Annotated in this window: 12 protein-coding genes; 7 read left to right on the top strand and 5 right to left on the bottom strand. The window is 39.5% G+C overall.

Features of this window, described 5'->3' with window-relative positions; translation table 11 throughout:
• Positions 1–141 precede the first annotated feature (141 nt).
• The 3 genes from AB7E63_RS05835 to AB7E63_RS05825 all read right to left on the bottom strand — a co-directional run bounded on the left by AB7E63_RS05835 (position 142) and on the right by AB7E63_RS05825 (position 4,009).
• Positions 142–408 carry an FIST N-terminal domain-containing protein gene (locus tag AB7E63_RS05835; protein WP_036746648.1) on the bottom strand — a complete coding sequence of 89 codons (267 nt, stop codon included), beginning with the start codon at positions 406–408 and terminating at the stop codon, positions 142–144.
• Between the two features lie 758 nt (positions 409–1,166).
• Entirely contained in the window at positions 1,167–2,360 is a 1,194-nt protein-coding gene (locus tag AB7E63_RS05830) for an FIST signal transduction protein (protein WP_013924139.1), read from the bottom strand.
• 395 nt (positions 2,361–2,755) lie between these two features.
• Positions 2,756–4,009: a CinA family nicotinamide mononucleotide deamidase-related protein gene (locus tag AB7E63_RS05825; RefSeq protein ID WP_006341534.1), complete on the bottom strand. Its 1,254-nt coding sequence runs from the start codon at positions 4,007–4,009 to the stop codon at positions 2,756–2,758.
• Positions 4,010–4,432: 423 nt separating this feature from the next.
• Between AB7E63_RS05825 and AB7E63_RS05820 the strand changes: the two genes are divergently transcribed.
• Genes AB7E63_RS05820 through murI form a run of 3 tightly spaced genes read left to right on the top strand, consistent with a single transcriptional unit; the run spans position 4,433 to position 6,673 of the window.
• A complete protein-coding gene (locus tag AB7E63_RS05820) occupies positions 4,433–5,149 on the top strand; it encodes an OmpA family protein (RefSeq protein WP_006341532.1) in 717 nt (238 codons plus the stop codon).
• An 8-nt stretch (positions 5,150–5,157) separates the two neighbouring features.
• On the top strand, positions 5,158–5,826 hold the full coding sequence (locus AB7E63_RS05815) for a LysM peptidoglycan-binding domain-containing protein (protein ID WP_006341531.1): 669 nt from the start codon (positions 5,158–5,160) through the stop codon (positions 5,824–5,826).
• 4 nt (positions 5,827–5,830) lie between these two features.
• Positions 5,831–6,673 (top strand): glutamate racemase, encoded by an 843-nt coding sequence (gene murI, locus AB7E63_RS05810; RefSeq protein ID WP_006341530.1) that lies wholly within the window; start codon positions 5,831–5,833, stop codon positions 6,671–6,673.
• Here murI and AB7E63_RS05805 read toward each other — a convergent pair.
• Together AB7E63_RS05805 and AB7E63_RS05800 are read right to left on the bottom strand one after the other, a co-directional pair.
• Entirely contained in the window at positions 6,649–7,839 is a 1,191-nt protein-coding gene (locus AB7E63_RS05805; RefSeq protein WP_100067518.1) for a RhoGAP domain-containing protein, read from the bottom strand. The two genes, murI and AB7E63_RS05805, sit on opposite strands and share 25 nt — an antisense overlap.
• Positions 7,840–7,996: 157 nt before the next feature.
• Positions 7,997–9,451, bottom strand: coding sequence for an NADP-dependent isocitrate dehydrogenase (locus AB7E63_RS05800; protein WP_013924143.1), 1,455 nt, complete (start codon positions 9,449–9,451; stop codon positions 7,997–7,999).
• 171 nt (positions 9,452–9,622) lie between these two features.
• Between AB7E63_RS05800 and AB7E63_RS05795 the strand changes: the two genes are divergently transcribed.
• The 4 genes from AB7E63_RS05795 to AB7E63_RS05780 all read left to right on the top strand — a co-directional run bounded on the left by AB7E63_RS05795 (position 9,623) and on the right by AB7E63_RS05780 (position 16,121).
• Positions 9,623–10,582 carry a KpsF/GutQ family sugar-phosphate isomerase gene (locus AB7E63_RS05795; RefSeq protein ID WP_006341527.1) on the top strand — a complete coding sequence of 320 codons (960 nt, stop codon included), beginning with the start codon at positions 9,623–9,625 and terminating at the stop codon, positions 10,580–10,582.
• A gap of 135 nt (positions 10,583–10,717) precedes the next feature.
• On the top strand, positions 10,718–13,789 hold the full coding sequence (secA, locus tag AB7E63_RS05790; protein WP_036746274.1) for a preprotein translocase subunit SecA: 3,072 nt from the start codon (positions 10,718–10,720) through the stop codon (positions 13,787–13,789).
• Positions 13,790–13,791: 2 nt separating this feature from the next.
• Positions 13,792–14,985 (top strand): aromatic amino acid transaminase, encoded by a 1,194-nt coding sequence (locus AB7E63_RS05785; RefSeq protein WP_006341525.1) that lies wholly within the window; start codon positions 13,792–13,794, stop codon positions 14,983–14,985.
• 65 nt (positions 14,986–15,050) lie between these two features.
• On the top strand, positions 15,051–16,121 hold the full coding sequence (locus tag AB7E63_RS05780; RefSeq protein ID WP_162181359.1) for a rod shape-determining protein MreC: 1,071 nt from the start codon (positions 15,051–15,053) through the stop codon (positions 16,119–16,121).
• Positions 16,122–16,135 lie beyond the last annotated feature (14 nt).

Here is a 16,135-nt window from a genome sequence, read left to right as displayed (position 1 = left end):
CGCAAAAGCGATGGCGAAAATTAAAAGGTCATGAGTTGATTAACAAACTGATTTTGGGTGTGCAGTTTAAAGATGGGGAAGAAGTCTTTAACATGAAATACACAGCTTAATTTTTAAAAAATTGGATGCGCTATTAGATGCTCAAAACACAACATTTGACAATATCTCTTGTGACATTTCTTTCTCGGTAAATTCTCCCGCTGAAGTGCATCCAATGATTTGAATTTCACCGATGATTTTAAAAAACGACTCAAAAACTTTTTTATAATCGTAATCGGGTGAGCCAAAAATGATTGCGAGATCTGGTTTTTGCGTAGGCATTTTTTTGAGTGCCTCTAGACCAAGAGTTTCACCGGCGGCATGGCTATCTTTTTCTTTAACAATACTTGTTGTGAATATTGTGCTCATGATTTCTCCTGTAATCTCCTCAACATAAGTTGCCCTTATTTTGCGAGAACTCCATATCGTTTTTTTGAAAGATTGGGTTTGAATTTTAACCGTATATTCCAATTCTGAACAGTCTATTTGCAAACCACATAAATACCTAACTTTGAGATATAATATTCTATAAATAAAAGCGATTCATACGAATTTTAATATCAGGGATAATTCTTTGATTATGCAACATTATTTTTAGAATTCGATATTAATTTATCTATATTAAGGATAAGAAAACCTAGATGATATCACCATCTAATTGTTGAGGACAAATCATCAAAGAGTGAAAAAAATGCCTTAAAAATGTATTTTGCTTGTTTTGATTAACGTATCTAACGGAAAAAGGGTGGGATTTTTCTGTTACGATGTGACTTATCAATATTAAATGACGCAAATTTTAGACGATCAAAGATATCAAATTCGGTATACGTGGCACATGGGAATTTCGATCAATAAGGTTGCTACCCATAGTGGCAATGCCTCGAAGATTGTGACCATTTTTCGTTTAACATTTCAGAAGATGGGGATTTTGCTTGGAGAGATGCTTTACGTGTTCTTGGAGACAAGTTTAATTCAGACTTTCAAGATTTCATGATTTCTACACCAATCAATTTTTTGAATAAACATAATTTTTATTCAAAAATACGCCGAATGCTTGGCATGGTGTGAAGGTATTGAAATCTTCTCCGGGTAAGTATCGGTATCTTTTTAATTCGAGTAAGCTTCTTTTATTCGGGGATGAGCATGATTACGATTGAGGCATTGTGAAATCCCCCTGCAGGTTCATCCGGATCTAACAAAATTTCTCCATAGGTTTCTACCCCAATCATGGGAGTATCAGGAAAGATATCTTTGATCATTTCTACAGCAACGGAAAAACGTTCTTTTAATATCATGCCTCGACAAGCACAGTCAAAAACCACTATGCCAGCGATCTTTTCATTTTTGGCTCGTGTCAGGGCTTCTTTAGCAGCTTCTAGTGCTGATGTAATTTGATCAGAGGGGCGAGCACTCATGATTTTGATTAAGGAATTTTTTTCAATGGTACAAATAAAGTTTAAAGAACCATCCGGATTACATGAAATCGGAAAGCGGATTTTGTAAGAATCGCCTGTAATCACTCCTGCCTCGTGTTTCAGTAATAGTTTAGATAAAAACTCTGAATCGTGATTAATGAGATGTTGCCAATCCTGCTCTTGAACTTCATCCTGTAAGTATTCTTTCCATACATCTAATGCGATCTTTCCTTCGATTTCATAAAGAATATTGTCTTTAGCTTTCGTCACGCAAAGAGCGGGAGAAATCGGGTGGTGACCATGCTTTACGCTACAAATAATTGGTTTTTTGGAAGCAATGAGACATGTGCTCACGGCATCGGAGAGGGCTAACCCTGAACCAAACACACGTGTTTTTTTAAAGCGGAGATTGTCTCCGGCGGCTCCTCCAAATAATTTGACCTGACCACCTAACATTTGAGAAGTCGCTTGCACGGCTTCTTCGCCTTTTCCTGTTAATCCATCGACGAATAGCATAGCAGATTGTAATGGGAAGTTGGGAACAGATTTTGGGAAGTTTGTTAGAGCAACATCGATGGCCTCATTTTGCTTGTTTTGCAGTCCAATACCGATCCCAGTATAAAAGTGATGCGTGTCCGACGTGATAAATGCACACGCAATCCCTCCTTGAGAGACTTCTTTCTCGGTAAATTCTCCTGCTGAAGTGCATCCAATGATTTGAATTTCACCGATGACCTTAAAAAGTGATTCAAAAACTTTTTTATAGTCGTAATCGGGTGAACCAAAAATGATTGCGAGATCTGGTTTTTGCGAAGGCATTTTTTTGAGAGCCTCTAGACCGAGAGCTTCACCGGCGGCATGGCTATCTTTTTCTTTAACAATGCTTGTTGTGAATACTGTGCTCATGATTTCTCCTGTAATCGTCTCAACATAAGTTGCCCTTATTTTGTGAGAACGCTATACCAATTTTTTTGAAAGATTGCGTTTAAAATTTAACTGCATACTCCAATTCTGAACATCCTATTTGCAAGCCCCATAAATCCAGCGAAGAGATTAAATTTAGTAAAGCTTATATCAAACGTAGAGATATAATATTCTATAAATAAGGCGTTTCATACGAATTTTAGCCTTTGTTTTTAATATCTGGCGGTAATTCCTTGAGTTTGCAACATTATTTTTAGGATTCGACATTAATTTATCCATATTAAAAGGATAAGGAAGAAAACCCATATGATAGATTAAGTGGTGAGCGTTAATGCAAGTGGATTGGAGGAAGGGGTTTTCATTATTTTTTAAAGATTTTATTTTTCTCCTAGTCGTTGATGGCAAATCTTCAAGAGTTGCCCTAAAATGGTGTTTATGGTCTTTTTTATGATGAGTTGTCGATTGCCTTTAGCTAAAAACTCCCATACAAAAGGGGGACGTCCGCGCTGAGCAATAGCCGCCCAAATTGTACCAACGGGTTTTTCGGTTGTTCCCCCATCCGGTCCTGCAATACCGGAAACAGCAAGGCTATAATCGCTATTTGCCAGTGTGAGCATATTTTCAGCCATTTGTGAAACGACGCGGGCGCTGACAGCCCCATCTTCCTCAATACTCTTTGGTGTGACCCCTAAAATGTGGATTTTTTGAGTGTTTGAATAGGGGACAATACCTCCTAGAAAATATTCTGAGGATCCTGGAAAATAGGTTAAAGCGCTAGCCAATTGGCCACCTGTGCACGATTCCGCACAGCTCAAAGTCCAGTTATGTTGGCAGAATAAATTATGTATGGCTTCTTCAATTGTATTAGAGGGGGTGTCAAAAAAATGCCCGGAAAATGTATTTTTGATTGTTTGGATTAATGTATCTAATAGAAGAAGGGTTGGATCTTTCTGTTCTGATTTTTTAGTCACTTGTACGGTCAGCACACCTTGACTCGAATAAATGCCAAATTCTACTTCAGGGTAATTAGATTGTAATTGTTTTAAAAACACGTCGACAGTAGATTCTGTGAGTCCAAAAAAGTTACATTTGCGTGTGAATGTTTTGACACCATCTAAAAAATGGCTTTTTAAATAATCCAGCACCTGACCGAGCATTACTTTCATTTCTTCGGGAATCCCAGGAAGTAAAATGACAGTTGTTTGATTTTTCTGAACAATAAATCCTGGTGCCGTTCCGATGGTATTTTTCAAAATGATAGCGGGATGCAAAACAGTTGCTTGATCTTTAAGACTCATGAGATTGGCCCCATAACGTTGGGCAAGTTCTGCTGCAATCTCTTCGTCAAAACGAAAGGAGCATCCTAATAATTGAGCAACAATTTGACGTGTATTATCATCACAGGTTGGACCGAGGCCTCCTGTTACAATAACTAAAGATGCCCGAGCAACGATTTCCGTCAAAATAGCCTTTAAACGTTCTCCAGCATCAGGCGCGACGATTTGTCTGGAAACTTCAAGATTGATATCCATTAAGTGTTTAGCAATGTAGGCCGCATTTGTATTAACAGTATGTCCTGTTAAAATTTCCGTGCCAATTGCTAGAATTTCAATGTTTTCTTTCTTATCCATGGTCACACCTTTTTTGGTGAAATCGACTTATACGGATTGAAGGATTAAATTGCTATTTTATTTATAAAAAACTGAATATTTCGATTTTTCTAATAACAGATCATCTTTACGTTTACAGTCATCCTCTGGAAGGGATTTATTTGGAACTAAGAAAAATGCTTTCAAATTGAGGCATGATTCAGACATTTTTGCGCCACAATTAACTAAAAGTAAATATGTTGAAATTAGTTTGTAAAGACTTCTTCAAACAATCTAGTCCTAAAAAATCATAGTTTCGTTGTATTTTTTTGCTCCCATTGTGATAAGATCCAATTCTTAATCGAATCCCTTGCAAAATCGGGGAAAGATTGTGAGAATGCTTCTCTATAATTGTATGTATGGGAACTAACTCAACCAAGATGATTCAATTCTTTTAGAGGTTTTATGAAGACAAAACTCCTGATTTCAATCCAGTTGATTTTAGCTGTTATTTTTTGCTTTGGATGTATGCGAACGAAAGATGATGTGTGGGATGACACTAAATCTGCCGGACGCCATGTGCAAAGAGGCTTTCGCTCTTTAGCAGGAAAACATGGGGATTCTCGCCAGGTACGTTGCCGAGAAGAGTTTTCCGTGTATGATGAAGAATACAGTTTTTCTCCTGAAGAATGTGACTACGTTCCTCTCCAGGATTTAAATAATGACAATTTGATTGCGATGGCTGACGTATCTCGTCACCCAAAATATTCTCCAGGAGATCCCGGTAGTGCGATTCCTGGAATTGATGCTTTTTATGATCCCGCTACATATCCTGAATTAGCAGGAATTTTTGAAAGTGTGCGCTTTCCGTATAATAGCAACTTAATCAAGGGTGAAGAAAACCTACTTGCACTTCGCAAAGTTGCCAATTATTTAAAAAAGCACGATCGTGTGTATGTATTCATTGAAGGACATTGCGATGAAAGAGGGGCAGAGGCCTATAATCTAGCTCTAGGCTCTAGAAGAAGCAATGCTGTGCGTGAAATTTTGATCAAAGAGGGAGTTAATCCAGAGAATTTGTTCACCATTTCTTACGGAAAAGAACGTCCTTTGTTTCTGGATCATAATGAAGAATCGTGGGGACAAAACCGTCGCGCAGAATTTAAAATTTACCAGCGTTGAGGCTAACGATGGCTGGATCTATATTGATAAGAAAGGGAATGATTCCCTTTCTTTTTGTGTTGGTAAATCTATTTCAGCTTGAGGCCGCTAATCCTCCAAGGACTCAAAATCAACGGGTATTGCTTGAGCAAGAGATGAAGGCTTCGTTAAATATCCTTCGACATGAATTTAATAATCATGAGAAAGAAATTACCCTTTTAGAGCAAAAATGTGAAAGCTTGCAGGAAACGCTCCACGTTTTAAGTAAGCAGATGATGGATAATCAGGATAAACAAAAAGAGTTTGTGAAGTCAAACACGAGCAGTCAAGAGACACGTTTAAGCGAGCTTGAGTCAACCTCAAAAAAAATTGTGCAAGACTTAAAAAATCTGCAAACACATCTCAATGAATCCACCACGGTTATTTCAAAGCTGGATCAAAAGCTTAGCCAGCTGACTCAGGCATCTGAGCTTCAACATAAAAATATGGAAAACATGCAAATAGCCCTCGCGGCTCTTATGGATGTTTTACAACCTCCACAAGATGTGGCACAGGAGTTTAAATTGTATGAAGTCAAAGATGGAGATAGCTTAGGTAAAATTGCCCAAGTGCATAAAACAAGCATCAAGGTTTTGAAGGAACTGAATGGTTTGAGTCAAGACAAGATCCGTAAAGGACAAAAACTTAAACTTCCTTAGTGATATGTTTCAAAAAGAAAAAATATGGAATAACAACCCGATTGGGATGTTCGATTCAGGAATAGGGGGATTGACCGTAATGCGGGCTGTCATGCAGTTATTGCCCTATGAATCTGTTTTGTATTTTGGAGACACCGCGCATTTTCCTTACGGGAATAATGCCGCCGAAACCATTATTCAGTATTCGCTTGCCAATGCTCATTTCTTGATGGAGCAAGACATTAAATTGCTGGTGATTGCTTGTAATACGGCATCTGCCTTTGCTTTTTCAACTTTGCAGGATCAATTTCTCATTCCCATTATTGACGTGATTTCTCCCAGTATCGAAGCGGCAATTGCACAAACTCAAAGCGGTTCCATTGCTGTTTTGGGGACTAAAGGGACGATCCGATCAGGTGTGTATAAGCAGAAAATACTCGATCTTATGCCACAAGCACGCGTGGTTTCGCTAGCGTGTCCTTTATTGGCACCGCTGGTAGAGGAACAGTGGTTAGAGCATCCAGCAACGCGTTTAATTGTGCAGGAATACCTACAACCATTAAAAAAGAGTGACGTGGATACTCTCATTTTGGGCTGTACCCATTATCCTTTACTCAAATCTTTGATAGAAGAAGAAATGGAGGGGCAGGTTAAAATTATTGATTCCGCTTCTGCTTGCGCCCTTAAAGTTGAAGAGATATTAGGCAACCAACAATTGCAGTCTTTAAAAGAAAAAACTCCCCATTTCCGTTATTACGTTTCGGATGATCCGGAACGTTTTCAACAGGCAGGGGAGCAATTTTTACGAAGTCCAATCACGCATGTTCAAAGCCATCAAGACACTCAAATTTCAGTTTTTTCTGTTTGAAAGATCTTTTCTCGATTATTGACTAAAAATTCAACATAACCCAAATTTACAGTTTTTTGAGTGCCCATACTTGCAAAAAGAGCATCTGCAAGACTTTCATGAGAAAAAACATTTGTGAGAGAGGGGGTTCCTTGCAAATAGGCTGTAAAAGGATCTTTATCTCCAGGCGCTTGTTCCTTTGGCCAAGACTTCTGATAAGTCAGATCGATCATTTTTAAGTAATCTTTTAAAAAGTTTCTCTCTTCAGAGCCTAGTTTGAAAATTGCTCCTTGGATATTTTGTATAATTTCTTCTTCTGATTTTTTTTGATCAACCGCTTCAGCATGTACTGCAGGAATATTTAAATCTTTAATTTTTTGCATGGGAGGAGCTTTTTGTGACATCACTGTGTTTTTAATCATAGAGGTGGCATCATGCCAATCGCTTGGAAGATCTTGATGCCCTTCGGTCTCTTTAAAATCTGTAACCGCTTTTTCGACAGTAGTTTTACTTCCACTCACTCGAAATAATCCAAGTGGAATGGAACCTTTTTTTTCGCCTTGTTCAAGTCTATTAATCATTTGTTTAACTAGATTATGATAAGGTTCAATATTGGAAGGTAGAGATTTTTCAACCTCCTTTGTTTCTTCAACAACAGCTTTTTTTGTTCGTGTTATACGTGCTAAGGGATTATGAGATTTAACAAACTTAATAATACCTTGTATGAATGATTTGATTCCGGAACTTTTTTTCTTTGTTTCCTGAGCTTCCGGGGTTGCCATTTTTTTGATTGCTTCTGAGGAAACTTTGTTTTCATCATGGAATGCTGCATTCGTTTGCCATTTCATTTCGGTCATTTCTGTTTCAAAAGAATCTTGTTCGGTTTTTTGTTTTTTAGAGCGTTTGCCTATATGAGTAAAAAACTGAAGGAATTTACTTAGATTGCTTTGAGTGGCTTTATTTTGATTTCTTTCCTTAACGCTATCTGCATTATCGGATAAAGGACGAGTGGGAATAGATTTGCGCTCGGAAGCTGATTTATTTAAGACCTTATCAGCAGCTTGCTCAACACTTGCATCGATTTCATTTGTTTGAACAGTTTTATTTGCTGAAGCTATTTCGCCAAGATTAGCAGCTTCAACTTTATATTCGCCTGATGAACGTGGTGAATTAACTGGACTGCTCATAAATAAAACCCCCGATAATATTTTTGTATAACTCATTATAGCATTATTTTTATTTGCTATTAAAGTAATATTTAAATATTGATTGTTTTTATAATTAAAAAGATGAGTCTTAGAAAGAAAAACAAAGGACTTGATCAAGTCCTTTGTAGAAAAGTATTTATTGTTCGTCTTGTGCTAAAGTGTAGCCCGGTGAACCATCGAATGAGCACAGATGTTCCGTTTTGACAAAATCGATTTGTGCATCTGCAAATTTTTGCAAGAGGCGAGCAATTTGATGATGGGAAAGATTGGAACCTTTTTTTGACGCGATATAGCGGCAACGCCAGCTGTCAGAGCAAGCTGTCTCTGGCATTTTAACCGGCCAAACGCGTACGCCTCGATTGCTGATCATTGATAGCTTAAAGTCTGGATCTTGAACTTTAGTGAGTTTTTTCTCTAACTCTTCTACCTCTTGATTAGAATCGACAAAGATGTCAATTCCTTGCGTTGTCTTGTGGATGCCGGTTTGTTTAGATTCATGTTTTTGTGTGAGAATTGCATTAAATTCTCCATAGCTTGCTTCTTTAAGAATTTTAGGCTTTTGGCCAATTCTTTGAGCTACCGCTTCTGCAAATTCTTTAGTTCCAACGAGTTGCTTACTGATGTTTTCTTTGTAAATGTCATAGGTATGGATCCCTTGTTCGAGAGTAGTTAACCACGCATTGTGCACAAGAGTGGCAAAGTCAGGTAAACCTACATGCACAAGCATTAAAATTGCTCCCATTAGTAAACCTGATGGATTGGCCATGTTTTTTCCTGCGCGGCGTGGTGCAGACCCATGAATGGCTTCAAACATGGCCGCATGCTCGCCAATATTGGCAGAACCCGCAAGACCGACAGAGCCAGCGATTTGTGCCGCAACATCAGATAAAATGTCTCCATATAAATTTGGCATGACGATTACGTCAAATGCTTCAGGGGTATCGGCCATTTTAGCTGCACCAATATCAATAATCCAATGTTCATTTTCAATAGAAGGGTATTCTTGTGCAATTTCTTCGAAAACTTTGTGAAATAGACCATCGGTGAGTTTTAAGATGTTATCTTTAGTAAAGCATGTCACTTTTTTCCGCTTATTTGCCAGGGCATATTCGAATGCATACCGAATGATTTTTTCGCAACCTGGCCGCGTGATAATTTTTAATGCATGGTATGTATCGAGTGTTTGACGATATTCAATCCCTGTATAAAGATCCTCTTCGTTTTCTCGCACGATCACCACATCCATTTTGGGATGTTTGGTTTGGACAAAGGGGGAGTAAGAAACGCAAGGACGGACGTTGGCATAAAGCCCAAGTGATGTTCGTACTGTGACATTTAAGCTTTTAAATCCCCCCCCCTGCGGAGTCGTAATAGGAGCTTTAAGGAATGCTTTTGTTTTGCGAATAATATCCCAGGTTTCTGGGCTGATTCCTGTTTTTTCCCCTTTTTGATAAACTTTTTCCCCTATTTCCACTGTTGTGATATCTAGAGGCGCTTTGGCTGCTGAAAGAATGTGCAAGACAGCTTGCATGATTTCAGGTCCAATGCCGTCACCTTCGGCAACTGTAATCGGAATTAGTTTTTGTCCCATTTTCACTCCTATTTTAATCCCTTTACGGGAATCGTCCTTTCCCAAGAAAAACAATCTTGAGCCTAATACTTTTTTAATTTAATATCCAATGTCTACTGAAGAAAGAAAAATTCTCCACAAAGTTTTTCTCTGTCTATTTTTAAAATTTTAATATCCCATCTAAGGAAATCCATGCTGAAAGATCTCTTTGCACATGCAAAAAATTACCTCGATTATTTTTTCAGCCACCTAGACATGCAAAAGTCTGAGAAAGTTCTTGAAATTTGTCAGAATTGCAAGGGAGTTTTAATTTTTACGGGAGTAGGGAAAAGCGGTTATGTGGCCAAAAAAGTGGCGGCGACCATGACTTCTACAGGAACTCGCGCACTTTTTCTTTCGCCAACCGATGCTTTGCACGGAGATATTGGAATTGTCACCTCTGACGATGTTTTTTTAATTCTAAGCAAAAGTGGAGAAACCGATGAATTGTTGAATTTAATGCCATGCTTGCGGAATAAAGGTGCCACAATTATCGGGATTGTTTCCAATGCAAAAAGTCGTTTGGCAAAAGCTTGCGATATTTTTATTGAGTTACCGCTTCAAAAAGAGCTATGTCCTTTTGATTTGGTTCCGACAACTTCTACAACTATCCAAATGATTTTTGGGGATGTTTTGGCGGTGGAGCTCATGACGCATAAGAATTTTAGCAAAGATCAATACGGATTAAATCATCCGGCTGGGACAATAGGGAAGCGTGTCAATGTCAAAGTCAAAGACCTCATGTTAACGGGATCGGCCATTCCCATTTGCTATCCAGAAAACAAATTGGTCGACATTTTGGTTGAATTGTCTAATAAAAAATGTGGATGTGTTTTAATTGTAGATAATCAATTTATTTTGAAAGGAATTTTCACGGACGGAGATTTGCGACGTGCCCTCCAAAAAAATGGTGTACAGGTTTTGGAAACCCCTATCGGTCAAATTATGTCGCAAAAACCGCAGTTGATTACCCCTGATGTTTTAGCCTTCGAAGCTATGCGTCAAATGGAATCCGATCAGAAACATCCCATTACCGTGCTACCTGTTGTGGATGATAATCACAAGGTCGTAGGGCTGATTAAAATGCACGATCTTGTCCAATCAGGCATTTAACTCCTTTTTTTTATTTCCTTCCTGCGTTAAAAACAAGAGGGACCGCTTGAATAAAAAAGGGCGCTAACGTAAAATTTATCCTTAATAATATAGGAGAATTTTTTCATAAAATTCTCAATTACAATGGGAAGAGATATGTTCGGAATCCTCAAGAAAATTTTCGGCACAGCACAAGATCGTCTTGTGAGAAAATACTTTAAAAGTGTGGCATTAGTTAACGAATGGGATGCGAAATTTACTTCGCTTAGCGATGAGGCCCTGCGTGCTAAGACAAATGAATTTAAGCAACGGTTAGCTAACGGGGAAACTTTAGAACAGATCCTCCCAGAAGCTTATGCAGTCGTGAAAAATACATGCAGACGCCTTTGCGGAACAGAAGTTCACGTTTCAGGCTATGATCAGAAATGGGATATGGTCCCTTATGATGTGCAAATTGTAGGTGCGATAGCTCTCCATCATGGATGCATTGCAGAGATGATGACCGGGGAAGGAAAAACCTTAACCGCTTCGATGCCGCTTTATTTAAACGCTTTAACAGGCGAATCCGTGCACTTGGTCACCGTTAACGATTATTTGGCTAAACGGGACTGTGAATGGATTGGAACAATATTCCGCTGGTTGGGACTAACAACAGCTTCCATTACCAATGATACCTCGACAGAGGAAAGAAAGAAACTTTATGAAGCGGATATTGTTTATGGCACAGCTTCCGAATTTGGTTTCGACTATCTGCGCGATAACTCAATGGCTTCTCGGAAAGAAGAGCAAGTACAACGTGGGTATTATTTTGCGATTATCGACGAAGTCGACTCCATTTTAATCGATGAAGCGCGTACACCTTTGATTATTTCCGGTCCAGTGCCTGTGAGTCGCCAAATGTACGATGAGTTGAAAACAGGAGCCGCTGATTTAGTCCGAATGCAAAGAGATTTGTGCAATCGTCTGGCAAGTGAAGCGCGCAAGAGTTTAGAAAGTTTAGTTGATGCGGAAGGCAAAATCCGCGATAAGCGCGATAAAAAAGAGGAAGAAATCTACCAGGAAGCGCTCAGAAAATTTTGGTTAGTCGGGAAAGGAACCCCGCATAACAAAATTTTAAAACGTGTGAAAGAGGACCCCGATCTGCGCGCAGCGATTGATAAATGGGATCTTTATTACTATGGGGACACCAACAAAGAAGAAAAGGCCCGCGCGCTTTCTGAGCTTTTCATGGTTGTCGATGAAAAAAGTAGTGAATACGAATTAACAGACAAGGGGATTGCTGCATGGCAGAACGTGGCAAAAGAAGGGTCTGCAGATGATTTCGTCATGCTCGACATCAGCCACGAATATTTGCTCATCGACGAAGATCCAAATTTAGATACCAATGCTAAAATGGAACGGAAGTTGGCCGTTCAGGAAGAAGATGCGAAGCGTAAAGAACGCGCTCATAATCTCAGACAGCTTTTGAGAGCCCATCTGCTTATGGAACGAGATGTTGATTATATCGTTCAAGATGGAAAAATTGTCATTATCGATGAGCACACAGGGCGTCCACAACCTGGTCGACGTTTCTCGGATGGCTTGCACCAAGCCATTGAAGCGAAAGAGGCTGTTTCCATCCAGAAAGAAACGCAGACTTATGCGACTGTTACTCTGCAAAACTTCTTTAGGATGTATAAAAAACTTGCAGGCATGACGGGCACGGCAACGACTGAAGCGGGAGAATTCAAGCAAATCTATAAATTAGAAGTCTTGGAAATTCCGACACATAGAACATGCGTACGTAAGGATTTCAATGATGAAATCTACATGACCGAGCGTGAGAAATACAATGCGATTTTGAAAGAAGTTCGTGAAGTGCATGAGCAAGGGCGTCCGATTCTAATTGGTACAGAATCTGTGGAAGTCTCTGAAAAATTATCCAGAATTTTTAAACAAAATAAGCTTCCTCATACTGTTTTGAATGCAAAACAAAATGATAAAGAAGCGGAAATTGTCGCACATGCTGGAACGCGGGGTGCGATCACTATTGCAACAAACATGGCCGGCCGAGGAACTGATATTAAATTAGCTCCTGGTGTAGCGGAATTAGGTGGATTATACGTGATGGGCACGACACGACACCAATCTCGCCGTATTGACAGACAGTTGCGTGGTCGTTGTGCGCGTCAGGGGGATCCTGGAACATCAAAGTTCTATGTGTCGTTTGAAGATGCTTTATTGCGTCTTTTTGCCTCTCCTCGTTTGACAGGAATTTTGCAGAAATTTAGACCCCCAGAAGGAGAGCCTATTTCTGCATCTATTCTGAATAAGTCAATCGAAACGGCTCAAAAAAGAGTGGAACAGCGCAATTACACCATTCGAAAGCATACGCTTGAATATGACGATGTGATGAATAAACAACGCCAGGAAGTTTATGCCTTTAGAAATGAGATCATTCATACAGAACATCCGGAAGTGATTGCTGTAGATATTTTAAATACTGTTTGTCAGACTGCTGCTGATAAGTATTTCAAAAATCATTCAGAAGAAGGTGCTTGGGATCCTGAAGGCTATCGTCAATGGCTCATTCAGCATTTTCCTGTGAGTTTTGAGGAGGGTTATTTCGATAATGACCATCTCGAGATTGAAGATTTAGAAAAAATGGCTTCTGAAAAAGTGATTGCAGCTTTTGAAGAAAAGTTAAAACGAGAAAATCAAAAGGTTGTCTCTGCAGAAAATTCTTCATTGAGTCCTGCAAAGCCTGCTCATGAAGCGATTCGCAATATGATGATTCGAAAAAATGACCGGCTATGGCAAGAGCATTTGCTAACAATGGACCATTTGCGTTCTGAAGTTGGCTTAAGAGCAGTTGGACAACGAGATCCTTTGATGGAATTTAAACAAGAGGCATTCACTAGTTTTGATGAATTTGGACAAAATCTGCGTAGTGAAGTGGCGCATGACTTATTCCGCTTTGAGATCATTACAAGACAAGTCTCGATTCAAGATTTACTAGCTGGGCTTCAGCTTGAAACAAACCGTTCTCTTTTTGCAGGATTAGAGGTGCGCCCTCCTCAAGAGGGGCCTGGAGCACCTGTCCAGCAGATTGAAGGGCCGTCTGACATGGTAGAGCAACCTGTCATGGTACAAGGACCGCGTGTAGGTCGGAATGATACATGTCCATGCGGAAGCGGTAAAAAGTATAAAAAATGCTGTGGTCTTCATAAGGATGACGATGAGAATTAAACATGTTTAATCAAATCGATTTACTTCCTGATGATCCCATTTTTGGTTTGAATATTCTCTTTTCTCAGGACACACGTCCTGAGAAAGTGAATTTAGGGATTGGGGCCTATAAAGATGAATGGGGAAATCCCGTTGTTTTATCTTCTGTACGAAAAGCTGAACAGCTCCTCCTCGAACAAAAATTGGATAAGGAATACCCTCCGATGGAGGGCGTTGTCGATTTTATTCAAACCTCTCTTAAGCTTGTTTTTGGCTCCAATCACTTTCTTTTAAAAGATAAACGGATTGCTGCGATTCAATCGGTTGGTGGCACAGGAGCATTAAGAATCGGAGCGGAATTTTATAAAGAAATAGCTTCAGGTCCAGTTTTCCTTTCGACGCCCACGTGGCCAAATCATCTGCAAATTTTCAGATATGCTGGCATGCAGGTGAACTTTTATCCTTACTATTCTGAAGAAACGCATGGCTTTGATTTCGATCGTATGTGTGCGGCTATTCGAACGATGCCACCTAAAAGCCTGATTATTCTGCATGCGTGCTGCCATAATCCCACGGGTGTCGATCCTACTTTTGAGCAATGGAAAATTCTTTCGGAATTAATTAAAGAGCATCAACTAGTTCCCTTTTTTGATTTCGCCTATCAAGGCTTTGGTGCTAACTTGGAGCAAGATGCTCAAGCAATTCGCCTTTTTGCAGAAGAGGGACATGAAATGTTCGTGGCTAGTTCTTACTCGAAAAACTTTGGACTTTACGGAGAGCGTGTCGGGACTTTAGCTATCGTGACTCCAGATGCATCAACAGCTTTGAAAGTTAAAAGCCATCTCAAACAACGGATTCGTAGCAGTTATTCCATGCCTCCCTTGCATGGAGCGCGTATTGTATCCACAATTGTTCAATCTTTGTCCCTTCAGCAGGAATGGCTGCAAGAATTAGAAAAAATGCGTTCAAGAATTAGAAATATTCGAAAAGCCTTTGTAAATAGGCTTTCAGAGGCTTATTGTGCTTTGGATTTTAGTTTTATGAATGAACAGCTTGGCATGTTTTCTTTTTCCGGGCTTGATGAGAAACAGGTTTTAGCTTTAAGAGATCAATACGGCATTTACACCCCCTTAAATGGTCGTATCAATGTGGCTGGACTTAATTCAAGTAACTTAGATTATGTTGTACAAGCGGTTAGCCAAATTGTAAAATCATGAGACGTAAACAATCCCAACCCTATCTTTTCATCTTCTGTTTCCTATTTTTATTGATGAGCATCCCTTTGCAAACTGCCGAGAAAATGAAAGGAAGTGTTGCTGCTTTGCTGGGCCCTTCCTGGGAAAGCCTGGCTAATACTAAATTGCGTTTGGCTTCATTTTTATCATTTACGACAAAAGGGGCGGACTCTCACGATCAATCGGAAGAAAGGCTTAAGGAGCTGGAGCTTGAAAATACGCTTTTAATGACAGAAAATGAACGACTTCGTTTAATGGCGGAGCATGACTTACGCTTGAATTCATGGAAAGAAGAGGACTCTGCTTCTGAGAAGAAGGAATTAGAAGGGCGAGGAATTCCAGCAAAAGTCATTTTTCGTTCTCCTTCATCCTGGAATAGCTCATTATGGCTGAATGTAGGAGCTAACAAAAATGAAGATTTAGGTTGTTCTTATATTTGCAAAAATAGTCCTGTGATGTTAGGAAAATCCGTGATTGGCGTGATTGATTATGTGGGAAAAAAACAAGCAAGAGTCAAATTAATTACAGATTCTGGCTTGACACTTTCCGTGCGTGTCCATCGAGGTAGTGACCAAAAAACGATTCTTTTAGAAAAAGTAGATTTACTTCTCAAGTCTATGTCCGCATCTTCTGTGCAAGATGAAGAGGTAAAAAACCTATTGAATAGTTTTAAAGAGAAGCTAAAAAAGGAAACCGTACCGAGATTATTGCTGGCAAAAGGCGAGTTAAATGGCTGTAGCAAGTCTTCCTGGCGTTCTCAAGCTCCGTGTTTGCGTGGAATTGGCTTTAATTATGATTTTGCTGATCAAGAAGGGCCTGCAAGAGATTTGAGAACTGGCATTCCCGAAGATATTCCTCTTTCACAACGAGCTACATACCAAGCTCCCCCTTTAGTGAGGGTGGATGATCTCCTCGTGACGACTGGAATGGATGGTATTTTTCCCGAAGGATTACATGTTGCTAAAGTGGTGAATATTCATCCTCTGAAAGAGGGCGATTATTTTTATGAACTCGATGCTGAACCCACCGCAGGTGATATGAATGATCTATCCGTTGTATTCATTCTTCCTCCGCTTGGCTTCAATCCTTTAGATTTGCCCCCACCCATTAACAGATAACGCAAGAGCATAAA

Source organism: Parachlamydia sp., from assembly GCF_050255895.1.
In the GTDB taxonomy this organism is placed as follows: Bacteria; Chlamydiota; Chlamydiia; order Chlamydiales; family Parachlamydiaceae; genus Parachlamydia; species Parachlamydia acanthamoebae.
The sequence above is the reverse complement of the archived record's forward strand: the minus strand, read 5'-3'. Positions and strand labels throughout refer to the sequence as shown.

Excerpts from the sequence above, each read along its gene's own strand:
- AB7E63_RS05805 (WP_100067518.1), bottom strand. The coding sequence starts at position 7,839 with ATGAGCAGTCCAGTTAATTCACCACGTTCATCAGGCGAATATAAAGTT.
- secA (WP_036746274.1), top strand. The coding sequence starts at position 10,718 with ATGTTCGGAATCCTCAAGAAAATTTTCGGCACAGCACAAGATCGTCTT.
- AB7E63_RS05830 (WP_013924139.1), bottom strand. The coding sequence starts at position 2,360 with ATGAGCACAGTATTCACAACAAGCATTGTTAAAGAAAAAGATAGCCAT.
- AB7E63_RS05785 (WP_006341525.1), top strand. The coding sequence starts at position 13,792 with ATGTTTAATCAAATCGATTTACTTCCTGATGATCCCATTTTTGGTTTG.
- murI (WP_006341530.1), top strand. The coding sequence starts at position 5,831 with ATGTTTCAAAAAGAAAAAATATGGAATAACAACCCGATTGGGATGTTC.
- AB7E63_RS05795 (WP_006341527.1), top strand. The coding sequence starts at position 9,623 with ATGCTGAAAGATCTCTTTGCACATGCAAAAAATTACCTCGATTATTTT.
- AB7E63_RS05835 (WP_036746648.1), bottom strand. The coding sequence starts at position 408 with ATGAGCACAATATTCACAACAAGTATTGTTAAAGAAAAAGATAGCCAT.
- AB7E63_RS05825 (WP_006341534.1), bottom strand. The coding sequence starts at position 4,009 with ATGGATAAGAAAGAAAACATTGAAATTCTAGCAATTGGCACGGAAATT.
- AB7E63_RS05815 (WP_006341531.1), top strand. The coding sequence starts at position 5,158 with ATGGCTGGATCTATATTGATAAGAAAGGGAATGATTCCCTTTCTTTTT.
- AB7E63_RS05820 (WP_006341532.1), top strand. The coding sequence starts at position 4,433 with ATGAAGACAAAACTCCTGATTTCAATCCAGTTGATTTTAGCTGTTATT.
- AB7E63_RS05800 (WP_013924143.1), bottom strand. The coding sequence starts at position 9,451 with ATGGGACAAAAACTAATTCCGATTACAGTTGCCGAAGGTGACGGCATT.